Raw genomic sequence first — 15,585 nt, 5'->3', positions numbered from 1 at the left:
ATATGGACGATAGCAAGAACCCTCCTTCCGCGCCATCCTCGCAGCCGGACGGCGCGCCCGCCACGCGCGCGCAGCGGCGCTGGCTGCGCCGCACCCTGGTCGGCGCCGGCGCCACCGTGGTGGTGCTGGGCGGCGCCCTGTGGCTGCTGGGCCGCGAAACCACCTTGCAGCGCCTGATGCAGCAGATCGCCAGCGCCAGCGGCGGCCAGATCGTGGTCAGCGGCGTCAGCGGCTCGCTGTATGGGCGCATGCACCTGGGCCACATCGTCTACCGCAGCGAAGACAGCATCGTCACGGCCGACAATATCGACATCGACTGGTCGCCCCTGCAGTACTTCTCGGAAGGCATTGCGATCAGCGAGCTGCATGTGGAAGGCGTGACGGTGCGCAGCATCGGCCCCTCCAAGCCGGCCACCATGCCCACCTCGCTGGCGCCGCCTTTCCGCCTCAGCATCGCCGACGCGCGCCTGCAGCGTCTGACCCTGCTCGGCGCGGACAATAGCCGCAACGACATCAGCGCCGTGCGCCTGCAATTGCAGGGCGACGGCAAACAGTGGCAGCTCAAGAACGCCAGCGCGCTGACGCAGATCGGCCGCGTCGATGCGCAAGCCAGCATCGCCACGCAAGCGCCGTTCGCGCTGAGCGGCCAGGCGAGCCTGAGCCAGACCGGCGCACCGGCCGGCGTGAAACCCGCGCGGCTGGACGCCACCGTCGGCGGTAATCTTGAGCTGCTGACGGTGCAGGCCAAGGGCAGCTCGCCGAACGCGAATGGCGACGCCACGTTGACGCTGGCGCCCTTCGATCCGGTGATCCTGCGCACGGCCGAGGTCAAGGCGCGCGGCGTCGATCCGGCCCGCTTCGATCCGCTGTGGCCGAAGGCCGACCTGAATCTGCATCTGCAGGCGGCGGTGGCGCCGGGACAAAAATTGTCCGGCAGCCTGGCGCTGATGAACCAGGGCGAGTCCGGCCCGCTGGACAGGCAGCGCCTGCCGCTGCGCAGCGTCGGCGCGCGCCTCGGCGGCACGCTGGCGCAAACCAAGCTGGACGAGGTGCTGATCGATCTCGGCGCGGCTGGCAAGCTCCAGGGCAACGGCAGCGTGCAGCGCAATGCCGACAGCAACGCCATCGAAGTGGCCGACTTCCGCCTGCACACCGAGCGTCTCGACCTGAGCGCCATCCACGCCAGCGCCAACAAGACGGCCATTGCCGGCGAACTCAAAGCGCATAGCGACGGCAAGCAGCATCTGTTCAGCGCCGCGCTGGCGCAAGCCGGCCTGCGCCTCGACGCGCAAGCCACGCTGGCCGACCAGCTGCTGCGCGTGCAGCAACTGCGCCTGCTGGCGAAACAGGGCAGCATCAGCGCCAGCGGCGAAGCCAGCCTGAAAGACGGCAAAGCCTTCAAGGCCACGGCCTCGGCGTCGCGCTTCGATCCTGCGGCGCTGGGCAGCTATCCGGCCGCCGACCTGAATGCCGAGGTGCGCGCCAGCGGCAAGCTGGAACCGGCCTGGCAGGTGGCCGCCGATTTCGCCTTCAAGCCAAGCCGCCTGTTGGGTCAACCCCTGTCCGGCGCGGGCAAGCTGCAGGCCGACGCACAGCGCGTGCACGCCGTCGATGCGCGCCTGGCGCTGGGCAAGAATATGGCGGAAGTACGCGGCAGCTTCGGCGCGCCGAACGATAGCCTGAACTGGAAGCTCGATGCGCCGCAACTGGCCGTCGTCAGCGGCAGCCTGCTGGGCGCCGTAAATGCCAGCGGCGTCGCCAGCGGCAGCTTCACCGCGCCGCGTTCCACCTTCACGGCCGATGCGCGCGGCCTGGCGCTGTCCACGGCCAAGCAGCGCGCGCCGGATAGCCTGCTGCACGCCAGCGGCGAAGTGGGACTCGATGCCCAGCGCAAGCCCGAACTGAAAGTAGCGGGCAATGCTAGCCGCTTCAATCCGGCCGCTTTCGGCGTCGGCATGAGCGGCAGCATCGGGGCGGAATTCAGCGCCAGCGGAAGACTGGCGGAAGACTGGCGCGGCAAGCTCGATCTGAAACTGCAGCCCTCCACCTTGTCCGGCGCGCCGCTGTCCGGCCATGCGCATCTGACAGCCGACGCGGCCCGCATCGACAACGCCGACCTCGACCTACACCTGGGACCGAACGCCCTGCAAGCCAAGGGCGGCTTTGGTGGCGCAAAGGACAGGCTGGAATGGAAACTCGACGCCCCCCAGCTCTCCAGCCTCGGCCCCGACTTCGGCGGCCAGTTGCGCGGCGGTGGCACCTTGAGCGGCAGCGTGGCGCGCCCCGCCCTCGCCTTCAGTCTCGATGGCTCCAGCCTGCGCCTGCCCGGCCAGCAGCAATTGAAAGCCCTGCGTGCCAGCGCCAATCTGGGCGGCATGGAAGCCAATGACGCGCTGGCGGTCGATGCCGAAATCACCGGCTACAGCGCAGCCGGAACGACGGTGGACCGCGCCCGCCTGCAAAGCAGCGGCACGGTCGGTGCGCACAGCCTGCAATTGAGCGCCGTCAGCCAGGACTTCGACGCCAGCCTGCGCCTGCGCGGCGGCTGGGCCAAAGATGCCTGGAACGGCACGCTGGAAGCCTTGCAGAACAAGGGCCGTTACGCGCTCACGCTGCAAGCGCCGGCGCCGCTGCGCCTGGCCGCCGCGCCGGGCAGCGGACCGGCCGGACTGGCCAAGCCAGAACAGATCGCCCTGTCCAACGCCGTGATCAAGCTGCCCGACGGCAGCGTGCGCATCGAGAACCTGGAGAAGAATGGCGCCCACTGGCGCAGCCGCGGCGCGGCGGCCGGCGTGCCAGCCAGCTATCTGGCGCAGATGTCGCAGGCCTGGCGCGACAGCATCATCAGCGACCTAACCATCGGCGCCGACTGGGCGCTGGACATGCAGGCGCCCGCCGCCAAGGGTGCGACTCCGGCCCTCGACGGCAGCCTGCATATCTTCCGCGAGAAGGGCGACATCACCGTCACCGGCGGCGACAAGCCGGTGGCCCTTGGCCTGCGCCAGCTCGATACCCGCCTCAATGTGGCAGGCAATCAGCTGCGCGCCCAGCTGCTGCTCGATGGCGCGCGCGCCGGCAAGGCCAGCGCCGACGCCACCGCCCAGTTGCGCGACGGCCGCATCCCGCACGACAGCGCGCTGACCCTGAGCGGCAATGTGGACATGCCTTCGCTGGCCTGGCTGGCGCCCCTGGTCGGCATCCCGAGCCTGGAGCTGGACGGCGCGCTGAAAGCCAATTTCAGCGGCGGCGGCACGGTCGGCGCGCCGACGCTGAACGGCAGCGTCAGCGGCGACAAGCTGGTGGTGAACTGGGCCGAACAAGGCATCCGCCTGCGCAACGGCCAGTTGCAGGCGCAGTTGGCGGGCGACCAGCTGCAGTTGCAGCGCCTGCGCTTCGAAGGCGTGCAAGGCAGCGCCCAGGCCGACGGCTGGCTGCGTTTCGCCAATGCCGAAGCGACCATGCAGCTCAAGCTGGCGGCCGACAAGCTTGAAGTGCTGGCCCGTCCCGACCGCACCCTGGTGCTGAGCGGTTCCAGCACCCTGGTGCGCGACGCCAAGCACTTCCAGCTCGATGGCAAGTTCCGCGCCGACCGCGCCTCGATCGAACTGCCTTCGCAGGACACACCCACCATCAGCGAGGACGTGGTGATCCTCGGCCGCAACAAGCCGGCGCCGAAAGCCGACGGCAAATCGCTGCCGCTGAACGTGGACCTGGAAGCGGACCTGGGCGACAACTTCCATCTGAAAGGGAAAGGCCTGGACGCGCAACTGGCCGGCGCCGTGCGGGTGCGCATACAGGACCGCCGCGCACCGCGCGTGAACGGCAGCATCCGCGTGGCCAGCGGCACCTATGCCGCCTACGGCCAGCGCCTGGCCATCGAGCGCGGCGTGATCAACTTCACCGGCGCTTACGACAATCCGGGGCTGAATATCCTGGCTGTGCGCAAGCGTCCCGAAGACAGTCAGCTCAGCGAAAGCAATGTGGAAGCGGGCGTCGAAGTGCGCGGCACGGCGCTGGCGCCATCGGCCAAGCTGGTTTCCACGCCCACGGTGCCGGACAGCGAGAAGCTGTCCTGGCTGGTGCTGGGCCACGGCATGGCCGATGTGGCGGGCAATGAAATGGGCTTGCTCGGCACCGCAGCGGGCGCGCTATTCGGCGGCAGCGGCGGCAGCCTGGCCAACAAGGTCGGTCTGGACGAGTTGGGCGTGTCGCAGGCCAAGGGGCTGGAAAGCACAGTGGTCACGGTCGGCAAACGGCTGTCCTCGCGCGCTTACCTCAGCTTTGAGCAAGGCACGGGCAGCGCCACCAGCCTGGTCAAGCTGCGCTACAAACTCAATTCGCGCATCACCCTGCAATTCCAGACCGGCACCAACAACGCGCTCGACGTGCTGTATACCTGGGCCTTCGACTAAAGCCGGAGCATGGCGCGCGGCGCGCTGGGATTATGGTCGGGCACCGGATCGTCCTGCGGGACGGGCACGTTTGGATGGTGGGGGTGGACGGGCTGCGGCTCGGGCTGCGGCTCATCCACCGGCACCGGCAGATCGGGCGCGCGGTGCACCCGGTACGCGGGATTGCTGAAAGGGTTCATGTTCGACTCCGGTAAAAATAGTTACCTAAGCAAAGCTGCATGAACCCTTATTCTACGCGCCTGTTCAGGGCTTGGCGTTCTTGACGTACTTGTCCAGCCACTGGTTGGATTCATACAGCATGTGCATGATCGATTCGCGCGCGCGGTAAGCGTGCGATTCGTTCGGCAGCATCACCAGTCTTGCCGTGCCGCCCAGGCCTTTGACAGCCTGGAACATGCGCTCGCTCTGGATCGGGAAGGTGCCGGAGTTATTGTCCTGTTCACCGTGGATCAGCATCAGCGCATCCTTGATCTTGTCGGCGTTATTGAAAGGCGACATGGTCTGGTAGGTGGACTGCGCCTTCCAGAACGGCCGGTCTTCCGACTGGAAGCCGAACGGGGTCAAGGTGCGGTTGTACGCGCCGCTGCGCGCAATGCCGGCGCGGAACAGGCGGGTATGGGCCAGCAGGTTGGCGGTCATGAAGGCGCCATAGGAGTGGCCGCCGATGGCAATGCGGTGGCGCTCGGCCACGCCGCGCCGCACCACCTCGTCCACCGCCGCCTCGGCGTCGGCCACCAGCTGCGGCAGATAAGTGTCGTTCGGCTCTTCATCGCCCTTGCCCACGATCGGGAAGGATGGATTGTCCAGCACCGCATAACCCATGGCGAGGAAGGCGGCCGGCCCCCAATAGCTGATGGCGTTGAATTTATACGGCGAGCCGGTGGTCTGGCTGGCGGCGCTGGCCGACTTGAACTCCTGCGGGTAAGCCCACATCAGCAGCGGCAGCGGCCCGTCGCGCTTGACGTCGTAGTTCGGCGGCAGCATCAGATTGGCGGTCAGGTCCACGCCGTCGGCGCGCTTGTAGCGGATCTGCTCTTTCTTCACATCCTTCAGTTGCGGCAGCGGATGCGGCATATGGGTCAGGGCCGTCAGTTGCGCGGCGCTGCCCGCGCCCAGCTGGCGCAGATAGATATTCGGACGCTCGCTCGGCGATTCGCGCGTCGACAGCAGGCGGCTGCCGTCGTCGTTCAGCACCGCCAGCACGTTCTCGTAGTACGGCGCTTCGCTCTGGAACAGGCGTTCCTTCTTCTTGGTGTTCAGGCTGAAGCGATCGACGAAGGGACGTTCGCCTTCCTCCGTGGCGCCGGCGCCTGCCAGCAGGATGGTGTTGTCGGCACCCAGCACCAGGCGCGCATGGCCGGCCGCGTCGGCACGGGTCACAGGCTTGCCCGGATCGTTGTAGCGGTCTTCCGAAGAACCGGACCAGACCAGCTCCGGCGCGCTCGCGGCCTGGTCGGGCGCAATCTTCCACTGCTTGGCGGCGCGGGTCTTCCACCAGCGTTCATTGAGCAAGGCAACGTCGCCACGGCCCCAGACGATGCCGGCATAGCGGCTGCCCAGTTTCGCCAGCAGGCGCGGTGCGGTATTGAACGGCGCGGCCTGCATATACACGGCGTCGCGGATCTCGGCTTTCTGCGCCGGGTCGCCGCCGTCCTGGGCTTCAGCCCAGACCAGGGTGGCTGGCGCGTCGGCGCGCCAGCTCGGGTGACGCACGCCGGTCGGCACCGCGTCATTACCCGGTGGCAGACCTTCCTGCAAAGGCAGTTTGGCGACGGTGTGTTCGACCTTGCCGTCCAGCGCGCGCACTTCGACGCGCTTGGCGAAATCGTTGGCCGGCACCAGGTAGGAATAAGGACGCTCCAGCACTTCGGTCAGCAAGTGTTTGCCGTCGGGCGAAATATGCACTTCGGAGAACTGCTCCGGCTTACCGATCAATTTGGTCTTGCCGTTCAAGTCCACGGTCGCCAGTTGCACGGTGATGTAGTGTTCGAACAGCTTGGCGTCGGCCTCGTTCTTCAGCAGATCCTGGTAGGTGCGCAGCTGCTTGGCGCCGCCGGGCGCGCTATCCTGGGTGGCGGGACCGGTCGGGATGCCCGCGCCGGCAGGCGGCACGTGGTTGCCGGCCGGTTTCAACTGCACCAGCAAGCCCTTGTTGTCGGGCAGCCAATGGAAGCCCTTGTCCATCACGGTGTTGAGCGGCTGGTTCAACAGCTTCTTCGCGCTGCGCGCGGCCACGTCCACCAGCCACAGTTCCATGCCGGCAGCCTTGCCTACGCCATCGTCCTTGCCCAGGTGGGTGAAGGCCAGATAGCGCTGGTCGGGCGACCAAGCCATTTCCGCCAGGCGCAGATGTTGCGGCAGGCCGGCGATCTGTACTTCCTTCTGCGTGTCGATGTCGAGCAGGGTCAGGCCGGAACCGAAGTTAAAACGGCTGCTGGAATAGCTGCGCGGATGGATGCGCAGGCCGGCCAGCTTCAGCTCGGGCTGGGCCACTTCGGCGATGCCCGGCAGGGCCGGCGTGGCGATCATGGCGGCCAGATTGCGTTTCGGGCTCAGTTTCAGCTGAGGCGGACGCGGCGCGTCGACAATGGCTTGCAGGGCGGCGGGCGGCGTTTGATACGCGGTCTGCGCGCCGGCCAGCGGCGCGGCGGCGATCAGGCCCATGGCCAGCAGCGGGGAAGTACGAGAAGTCATGGTGCTCCGTTCATTCATTTTGGAAAGGAACGGACGAGTTTGGGCAAGCGACTGCCAAATGTCAATCACATAAAGTTACAAAGCCGATCCCTGTACAATCCTGTTTTTGCCGATTTCCGCGACCGCCTACATGGAACTGACCACTCTTGCCCTGCTCATCCTGATTCCCCTGCTGGTATGGCGCATCTATCTGCGGCTGAAACAGATCTTCAGGCGGCAGGAATCGCTGGCCTGGCGCCATGTCATGGGCGTGGCGGTCTGCGGCGCGCTGCTGCTGGCCCTGGGCTTCGCCATGCTGCCCGATACCGGCGCCATCTCCTTCCTGGCGGCGGGCGCCCTCGGCGGCGGCTGGCTCGCCGCATTCAGCCTGAAACGCACGCGCTTCGAAAATCGCGGCCTGCGCTTCTATTTCACGCCCTATCCGCGCTTCGGCATGCTGGTCTGCCTGCTGTTCGCGGCGGCCGTGCTGTCGATCGGCGTCGAGCTGTATATGAACAGCCGCGCCGCCATCCCGCAAGCGATGTCGCAAGTGACGCTGATGCGCGCGCCGGCCAGGGCCATCGCCTTCGGCCTGATGCTGGGCTTCATCGGCGTCTTCTCCGCCGGCCTGCTGCGCTGGCGCCGCACGCAAAAGCCGCTGCCGGACGCCGAGTAAATCACATCAAGCTGGCCAGCGCGCCTTGCAGGCCGGGATAGCGGAAGCGGAAGCCGCTGGCATGCAAACGCTGCGGCACCGCGCGCTGACCTTCCAGCAGCAAGTCGGTTTGCTCGCCCAGCAGCAGGCGCAGCGGCCAGGCCGGTAGCGGCAACAGGCAGGGACGGTGCGCCAGGCGCGCCGCCGTCCGGCTGAATTCAAGCTGCGGCAGCGATTCCGGCGCGGCGAAATTGAAAGCGCCGTTGGCCAGCCCTCCCCGCTCATGCTGACGACATAGGTGGGCGACGCCGGCCAGCAGATCCCGCACATGAATCCAGGCCATGGTCTGCCGTCCGCTGCCCAACCGTCCGCCCAGCCCCAGGCGCACCGGCAGCAGCAACATGGGCAGGGCGCCGCGCTGACCCAGCACCAGGGCAAAGCGCATGCGGACCACCGTCACGCCATGCGCTTCGGCGCCGCGCGCGGCCTGCTCCCATTCGCTGCACAGGCGCGACATGAAGATATCCTGCGGCGCCGCATCCTCGTTCAATTCCGACCTGTCATCCAGAGCTTGCCGGCCGTAGTAGCCGATGGCGGACGCCGACAGCAGCAGGCCAGGCTTATGTTCCGCGCGCGCCATCCAGGCCACCAGGTTTTCCGTCAACGCCACGCGGCTGCGGCGCAATGCGGCGCGCCGCGCCGCCGTCCAGGGCCAGCCCAAAATGCTGGCGCCAGCCAGGTTGACGACGATATCGACGCGGCGCGCGGCTGGCAGCTCGTCCAGCGACGCCACGCAACTGACGCGGCCATCGAAGGTCCATGCCGCCTGCCTTGGATTGCGCGCCAACAGGATCACTTCATGACCGTCGCGCAGCAGGGCATGCACCAGCAACTGGCCGATAAAGCCGGTGCCGCCCGTCAGCAGGAAGCGTTTGGCGCCGCTGCCGAAGCGCAGCGTCTCTTCCGCGCCCGCCTCATCCTCGGCGGCCAGGCGCCACAAGCGGCGCGCCGCCAGCGCATCGCGCCAGCCGGAGAGGCCAACGCCCACGCCGCACAAGGCAAGGAAGATACCCAGGCCGCCATGCGGCGTATAAGCCAGTCCGGTTTCGGCGGCCTGCCATTGCGGCATATTCATTGCCAGCAGGGCGATGAAGGCACCACCATTCACCGCCAGCACAGTATGCGTCACGCGCTCGGTGGCGGGCAGCAGGCGGCTGCGGTCTTCGATCACGAAGTCCCACAAGGTCAGCACGATTTCGACTATGAACAGGCCAAGCAGCACCCAGGCCCAGGCGCCCTGCCAGGTCCAGAATGCCAGGCCGGCGAACAACAGGCTGTAGATCAGGGAGCGCGCGGCGTGGATCGACAGCTCCAGGCGTGCCGTCACGCGCTGCGGCAGCGCCTCGCTCAGCTCATGGTGGTAGAGCGTATCGAAAGCCCCGAGACAGCCCTGCAGCGCCATCAGCTGCAAAGCCAGCAAATGCGTATTCATGCCTGCCCTCCTTCGGTTTTTTCGTAAAACACGCCGGCCTGCACGAAGCTGGTGCCGAACAGGATGTGCCGGATCTCGATGCGGATATTGAAGCGGTTCGGCGCCTCGTTGCGGTGGCAAAGGAAAGTCTTGCCCGGCGTGAGCAGGTCAGGCAAGGGCACGCGCCAGCCCAGGATCTGCCAGAAATAGCCGTCGCTGGTGAAATGCAGATTGCCATCCTCGACCCGCAGCAGCAGCTTCATGCCCAGCCCCAGGCCCACATACTCCAGCACCTCGCCCTTCTCGCTTTCCGCCATATACGAGGTGAAGCGGACCGGCTTATGCCGGCGCAGGCGGTAGATGCGCTGCTTGAAGATATATGGGCAGCCGGGCTTGGAATAAACTTCGATATCGACCGGGAAATCGAAGTCGTCGTAGGGAATCAGGGCGCCCTCGATCAAGGGACCGGACAGGAATCCCAGCAGCTTGCCGAAAACCGAGGAACGCAGCTCGCTCAAGCTGCCGGCATAGCGCAGCGGCTTGCCAGGCGCGGGATTCTTGTCGAAGCGGCGCTGGATATCCGGGTGCAGCTTGCCCCATTCCGCACCGAGTATCTTGCGGAACAGCTCCCCCTCGCCACGCGGGACGCTAGCGCTGTCCATGGCCTATTTCCCTTCCTTGCCGAGCAGGCGGGCCACCTTGCCGCCCATCTTCAGGAAGCGCTTCAACAGCGGCTGCGGCAGGCGCTTGTAATCCTCATAGCTGTCGCCCAGCATCTCCAGGAAGCCCAGCACCTCGCCCATGCGCTGGCGCGTGGCGGGCGAGATTTTTTTATCGTCCTCGGCCTCGATCGCGCATTCGCGCAGCACGCTGAGCGTGGGATCGATCTCGCGCCGCTTGCGCTCCTCCATGATGACGCGGAAGATTTCCCAGACATCGTGCAGGGCCAGGAAATGGTCGCGCCGGTCGCCCATCACATGCGTCACCCGCACCAAGCCCCAGCTTTGCAGCTCTTTCAGGCTGTTGCTGACATTCGAGCGCGCCACCGTCAGGGTGAGCGCGATCTCCTCCGCGTTCAGCGGCTCATTGGCCAGGAACAGCAGGGCATGAATCTGCGCCACGGTGCGGTTCACGCCCCAGCGCGTGCCCATCTCGCCCCAGTGCAGGATGTATTTCTGTTCGGTTGGGCTGAGCTCCATGATTTCCCTCGATTCTTTAATTTCTGTCGTTACGGAAATTAAAGACCAAAAGAAAACCGGTGTCAAGCACCGGTTTTCTGGAGGAGGCGCCGGATCAGGCGGCGGCCTGCTCGCTCTGGCGGCGCTGCAGCACGAAGATCGGCTGCGCCCACTGCGTGTCTTTCTTCTTCTTGCTGGTGATCAGGGTCAGCTCGGAAGGGTCGTATACGTCGGTATTATGGGTCAGCGGCGTCGTCATCAGGTACTGGGCGTCGGTGTTCTTCAGGAACTCGCCGACCAGCTGGATATTGCGGATATCCAAGTGGGCGAACGGTTCGTCGATGAACACGAAGCCGCCGGAACCGTCTTCGGATTTCAGCAGGCCAATCAGCAGCACCAGGGATTTCATCACCTGCTGGCCGCCGGACGCTTCGCCGTCGTTCATGCCGATCGGGCCTTTGCCGTCGAACTTGAAGCGCACATGCAGGCCAGCCTGCGACAGCAGCAGGTCGTCGTTTTCCAGTTTGACCGGATCGGCGTGCACCTCGATATTGGCCAGCTCGCCCAACTCCTTGATGTTCTTGGAGTAGGCCTTGATGGTGTAGCGCAGACGCTCGATGTAGGCGCCGCGCGCATTGGCCGTGGCCTCGATGGCGCGGTTGTTCTGGTAGCGGCGCTCCTCGGTTTCCTGCTTGCGGTTGGACAGCTGGTCGTTCAGGCGCTGATACTGGTCGATCACGGTCGCATCCAGTTCCCAGTCGTCGCGCGCCAGGCTGGCTTGCAGGCTGGCGATACGCAGATCGACCTGGTGGGCATTCTGGTGCTGCGCCACCAGCGCCTGGCGGCGTGCCGGCTTGCGCCATTCGCCCGGCAAGTGGCGCCACTGGCGGCGCAGGGCCAGCAAGGCGCGCGCATGGTCGCTGCGCTGTTCCAGCTGGCGTTTGTAGTTCAGGCGCATGCCCGCTTCCGCTTCCGACAGCGCCATGCGGGCGTTCTGCCAGGTGGTGTCGGCGCGGGTGCGCGCCACAGTGGCGTTTTTCATCAGGCTTTGCAGCTCGCCCAGGCGGCCGCCGACCTCGGTGCGCTCGGCACGCAGCGGCACGGCGTTGCGCGCCGCCTCGTCGAATTCGTCGGCGCGCGCGCTCAGTTCCTTGACCGCATCCACGCCGGCCACGCGGGCTTTCAGCGCGCTGGTTTCAGACACCAGCTTGCTGATCTGCAGGGTGTATTTGTCTTCCTCGGCTTCCAGCGACGGCAGGTTCTTCTGGATCGCATCCATACGCTGGGTGCGGCCGGCGGAACCGAAGCGGTAACGCGAGGCTTCCACGAACAGGGAGCGGCCGCCGCGGCGTTCGCGGTGGTAAGCCTCGGGCGTGATCCACTCCTCGATATTCCCGAGCTTGGCGCCGTCTTCCACCGAATCGACGCGGGTAATACGCGCCAACTGTTCGATCAGCCAGACCGGCGCCTTGGCGGTAAAGCGCACCACCGACAGCAGGCTCTCGTTCTTGGCCTGCTGCGCCGTCACCAGTTCCGGCACGATGAAGTGGCGATAGCGCTCCTTCTCGGCCAGGCGGTAGGCGGCCGACGCGTCGGAGGCATTCTCCAGCAGCACCACGGAGGCATAGCCGCCCAGCACGCCCTCGACGGCGCCCTGCCATTTCGGATCGGTCACTTCCACGATATCGGACAGCATATCGTGCGGGATATTCGCATCGCGCAGGGCACGGCGCATGGCGCGCACATTGTCCGGCTCCGGCATCGCGGTCTTGCCTTGCAGCGCCGAGATGGTGGTCTTGTCGCTGGCGATGCGGGCCGAGACGGCGTCGCGCGCGGTGCGCAGCTTGGCCAGTTCGGCTTCCTTGGCTTCCAGCTGGGCCGCCACGTCGGCCACATCGGCGCCCGCTTCGGCCGCCAGCTTCTGCAGACGGTTCTTCTGCTCGATCAGGCTGTCCAGCGGCTTCAGTTTGGCGTTGATCTGCGACAGGCGGCCTTGCAGCACGGTCGATTCCTGCTCCAGCAGCGTTTCCTGCTGCTGCGCATCGGTCAGCGCCTTGGCCTGGCGCGCCACTTCATTGCGCTTGTCGGTCAACTGCTGGTCGGCCTGTGCCATCGGCTTGCGCGCCTCGCGCAGCTGCTTGCCGATATTGCCGGCCTTCTCGCGCGCCTCGTGGTATTCCAGCGACGGCAGCACTTCCTCCTGCAGATTGCGGCGCTCCTTGTGCAGACCTTCCCACTGGTGGTAATTGGCCACGCGCAGGCGCAGGCCTTCCAGATTGGCGCGCGAACCATCGAGCTCCGCCTCGAAGCGTTTCAGCTCTTCCTCGGTGTCGCGCTGGTGGCGCTTGGCTTCGTCGTAAGCGTCCAGCACTTCCTTGTCGCCGAAGACCTGGAACACCAGGTCCAGCAACTGGCGCGGCGCGTATTCGCACAGCTTGTCGGTTTCGCCCTGCTCCAGCGCCAATACTTTGGCCATGGCCGGCGACAGGCCGGCATTGGCCAGGCGCTTGCGGTAGTTTTCCACGCCCAGCCAGTCATTGGCTTCAGTGACTTCCTCGATTTCGACATTCCCCGGACGCATCAGGTACTGGCGCTTCCAGTCGCCGCCATTCTTCTGGATCTGGCAGAACAGGGTCACATCGTCGTCGGAAAAGAAGCCGCTGCCGCGGAAAGGACGGTTGGACAGCTGCTTGCCGACGGCGCGGTTGTCCACCACGGCGCGCAGCCAGGCGGTCTGCTGGCCGGAGTGGCGGGCGTAGTGCTTGTAGGTGCGGCCCATCGAGCAATCGAGGCCGAACAGGGTGCGCAGCGCGTCGAGCAAGGTGGTCTTGCCCGAGCCGTTCTGGCCGGCGATGGTGATGATCTTCGCATCCAGCGGAATATTCTTGATGCGCTGCCAGTAGTCCCAGTGGACCAGCTCTAGCGATTTGATGTGAAACATGGATCAGTCCTGATTCGGGTGTTCGGTGGACGCGGAAGCCTCGGCTTCCATGGCGGCTTCGTTGGCGGCGGCCAGCACGGCGCGCGGAATATGCACCACCTGGTCCGGCACGCGCTTGAACACGTCGGCCAGGGCGCCGTTGATGATGCGCTCCTTCAGCAGGTCGGTATCCATCAGCAGGTCCAGCAGCGGACCTTCCACCAGGATGTCGCCGCGGCGCTCGATGAAACCGAGCTTGGACAGGATGCCCAGGTTCATGTCCATACGGGTCTTCTTGCCCAACTTGTCGCCGAAGTCGGCCAGCAGCGCCTTGTACGGGATGCCGATCGAAGTGTCCTCGGCGCGCGGCACCGGTTTCTCCTGGCCGAACATATCGTTCTGGTCGTCGTCGGCGTGCTGGTGGGTTTCCTGGCGTTCGCGCTTGGGCAGGATGATCAGCGCCCACAGCACCACCAGCAAGGCCACGCCATCGCGCGCCAGGCCGAAATTATTGTTCTGCCAGGTGTCGCGCGCGCCGAACACCTTCGGCTCGATGGCGCGGTGCAGGCACAGGGTCACGTGGTCGGCGTAAACATTGTCCAGCAGTTTCAGGCCGCAGGCCATCAGGCGCGCGTCGACCTCGACGCGGAACTGCTCGTCGGACAGGGCACGCTTGACCAGGCGGTCGTCGCGGCGCAGGGTCTGATGCGTCAACAGGCGCGCAATCAGGATTTGGGAATCGTCATTCATCGGCCTTGCCGCTTTCTTCCAGATCTAGTGAGAGGGATGCCATGGAGATGGCCGCGATTTCGAGATCGGGCAGCTTGACCATGGTGTCGGTCGGCGTGAAGGTGAGAGGCAGGCGCGCCAGTTCGGCGGTTGCGCCCTGCAGGCTGGCCTCGGCCGCGTCGCCCAACAGCGGCAGCAGCGAGGCGCGGTAAGAGGCGACCGCGAAGCTGGCCGGCAGCAGCGATTCGTGCACCGGAATCTCTTTCGGCGCGCCCTCGGCGACGCTGGGGAAGTTATTCAGGTTGGCGAAGTCCGACAGGCGGGCCAGCCAGTCATCGAGTTCTTTTTGCATGGCGGGCGTATCGTTAATCGTGGTCGGCGCGTCCTGGCCGGTCGGCAGGCCGCCCTCGCCGGTATTGCCGGCGCGTTCGGCCATCAGTTCCGTTTCGGCCACGTCGATCATCTCGGCGGGCGTGATGAACAGCGGCTTGGCCGGCTGGTCGATGGCGTCTTCGGCCAGCGAGGCCAGATCCTCGTGCTCCAGCAGCCAGCGCTTGATATCGGTGGTGGACAGGCCGGACTGGCCCAGATGCACGCGCTGGCGCTCGATCTGGTTCAGGGCGCGCGAGAACATGCCCTGCATATTCAGCAGCTGGCTCTGGGCGCGGCCGATGGCCTGGGCGGCGCGGTGGGTCGCCGCGTCAGCCCGCTCGTCCGAGGTGATGGCGCGCAGGATTTCCGAGCCCTTCTCCACCCAGTCGCACGCCAGGTGCCACTTCGCCTGCGAGGCGCGCAGACGGAATTCGGAACCGGAAGCGATGGCGTCGCGGAATTCCTCGGTCAGGTCAACCAGGCGGCCCAGCAAATGCTGCAACTGCTCGACGGTGACGCCGCCCACGGCCTGGGCGCCGGCCACCTGGGACAGCAGGAAGCCCATTTCCGCCTGGTCCTCGGTCTGGCCCAGGCCCAGCAGGCTGTCGATGGCCGACAGCACATTGCGCGCCATCGGCGTCACGCGGTAGACCGCCTGTTGCGCATCCCAGGCCAGCAACTGGTTCGAGCGCAGGCGCATCAGCACCGTTTCCAGGCTCTCCGGCAGCATATAGGCCAGCTTGGTATTGATGTCGGCGCGCGAAAACGCGGACGAAGCGGTATCGTTGGCCAGCTCGCGCAACACGAGCAGGCGCACCAAAACACCCTCGAAACCGCCGTGGAACAGGGCCGTAAACACCTGGAGCAGCGGCTGGGCGCGCTTCAGGTGGAAGACCTGTTCAATCTCGTCTACCGAGACATTGGGCTGGAAGTGGGCTTGCAGGGCAGCATTTTGCTCCTGCTCGGTCGGGTTTGCATCGGCAGCCAACGCTGCACTTGCCATAATATCAATCATCGTACTCCGGTATCCTGGCCCAGACATGCAAGTTTGCTATCAGCAACAAACTACGCGGGGGCGTCAGTATACCAGCTACCACCGCCCCCCTTTGCGCCAAATCAAACAATGTCCCACCCTGGTGTCAGGCACCAAGGTCGGACATTCTTTGATTTTTCTC

10 protein-coding genes are annotated in these 15,585 nt (G+C 65.8%); 2 read left to right on the top strand and 8 right to left on the bottom strand.

Annotation, left to right across the window (positions count from 1 at the left end; translation table 11 throughout):
• Window positions 1–2: 2 nt before the first annotated feature.
• Window positions 3–4,412: a translocation/assembly module TamB domain-containing protein gene (locus tag FHS03_RS16830; protein ID WP_183442071.1), complete on the top strand. Its 4,410-nt coding sequence runs from the start codon at window positions 3–5 to the stop codon at window positions 4,410–4,412.
• Here the strand turns inward: FHS03_RS16830 and FHS03_RS16825 are convergent.
• The gene (locus FHS03_RS16825) at window positions 4,409–4,591 is read right to left on the bottom strand and encodes a hypothetical protein (RefSeq protein ID WP_183442070.1); all 183 of its coding nucleotides are present in this window, start codon (window positions 4,589–4,591) and stop codon (window positions 4,409–4,411) included. The genes FHS03_RS16830 and FHS03_RS16825 overlap by 4 nt on opposite strands.
• 64 nt (window positions 4,592–4,655) lie before the next feature.
• Entirely contained in the window at window positions 4,656–7,106 is a 2,451-nt protein-coding gene (locus FHS03_RS16820) for an alpha/beta hydrolase family protein (protein ID WP_183442069.1), read from the bottom strand.
• 130 nt (window positions 7,107–7,236) lie between these two features.
• On the opposite strand from FHS03_RS16820, the gene FHS03_RS16815 reads away from it, so the two are divergent.
• Complete coding sequence (locus tag FHS03_RS16815) at window positions 7,237–7,761, top strand: hypothetical protein (RefSeq protein WP_183442068.1); 525 nt, start codon at window positions 7,237–7,239, stop codon at window positions 7,759–7,761.
• A gap of 1 nt (window position 7,762) precedes the next feature.
• On the opposite strand, the gene FHS03_RS16810 is transcribed toward FHS03_RS16815, so the two are convergent.
• The 6 genes from FHS03_RS16810 to FHS03_RS16785 form a co-directional block, all read right to left on the bottom strand.
• Window positions 7,763–9,232 (bottom strand): TIGR01777 family oxidoreductase, encoded by a 1,470-nt coding sequence (locus tag FHS03_RS16810; RefSeq protein WP_183442067.1) that lies wholly within the window; start codon window positions 9,230–9,232, stop codon window positions 7,763–7,765.
• Complete coding sequence (locus FHS03_RS16805; protein ID WP_183442066.1) at window positions 9,229–9,873, bottom strand: DUF4166 domain-containing protein; 645 nt, start codon at window positions 9,871–9,873, stop codon at window positions 9,229–9,231. The genes FHS03_RS16810 and FHS03_RS16805 overlap by 4 nt, the downstream gene beginning before the upstream one ends.
• Window positions 9,874–9,876: 3 nt before the next feature.
• On the bottom strand, window positions 9,877–10,410 hold the full coding sequence (locus FHS03_RS16800; protein ID WP_183442065.1) for a GbsR/MarR family transcriptional regulator: 534 nt from the start codon (window positions 10,408–10,410) through the stop codon (window positions 9,877–9,879).
• Between the two features lie 94 nt (window positions 10,411–10,504).
• Complete coding sequence (locus FHS03_RS16795) at window positions 10,505–13,330, bottom strand: ATP-binding protein (RefSeq protein WP_183442064.1); 2,826 nt, start codon at window positions 13,328–13,330, stop codon at window positions 10,505–10,507.
• Between the two features lie 3 nt (window positions 13,331–13,333).
• Window positions 13,334–14,059, bottom strand: a complete 726-nt coding sequence (locus FHS03_RS16790; protein WP_183442063.1) for a hypothetical protein — start codon at window positions 14,057–14,059, stop codon at window positions 13,334–13,336.
• On the bottom strand, window positions 14,052–15,425 hold the full coding sequence (locus tag FHS03_RS16785) for a hypothetical protein (RefSeq protein WP_229426255.1): 1,374 nt from the start codon (window positions 15,423–15,425) through the stop codon (window positions 14,052–14,054). The genes FHS03_RS16790 and FHS03_RS16785 overlap by 8 nt, the downstream gene beginning before the upstream one ends.
• Window positions 15,426–15,585: the final 160 nt, after the last annotated feature.

The sequence above is a fragment of the Pseudoduganella violacea genome, assembly GCF_014191875.1.
Lineage (GTDB): Bacteria > Pseudomonadota > Gammaproteobacteria > Burkholderiales > Burkholderiaceae_D > Rugamonas > Rugamonas violacea_A.
This window is presented reverse-complemented; position numbering and strand designations above follow the sequence as displayed.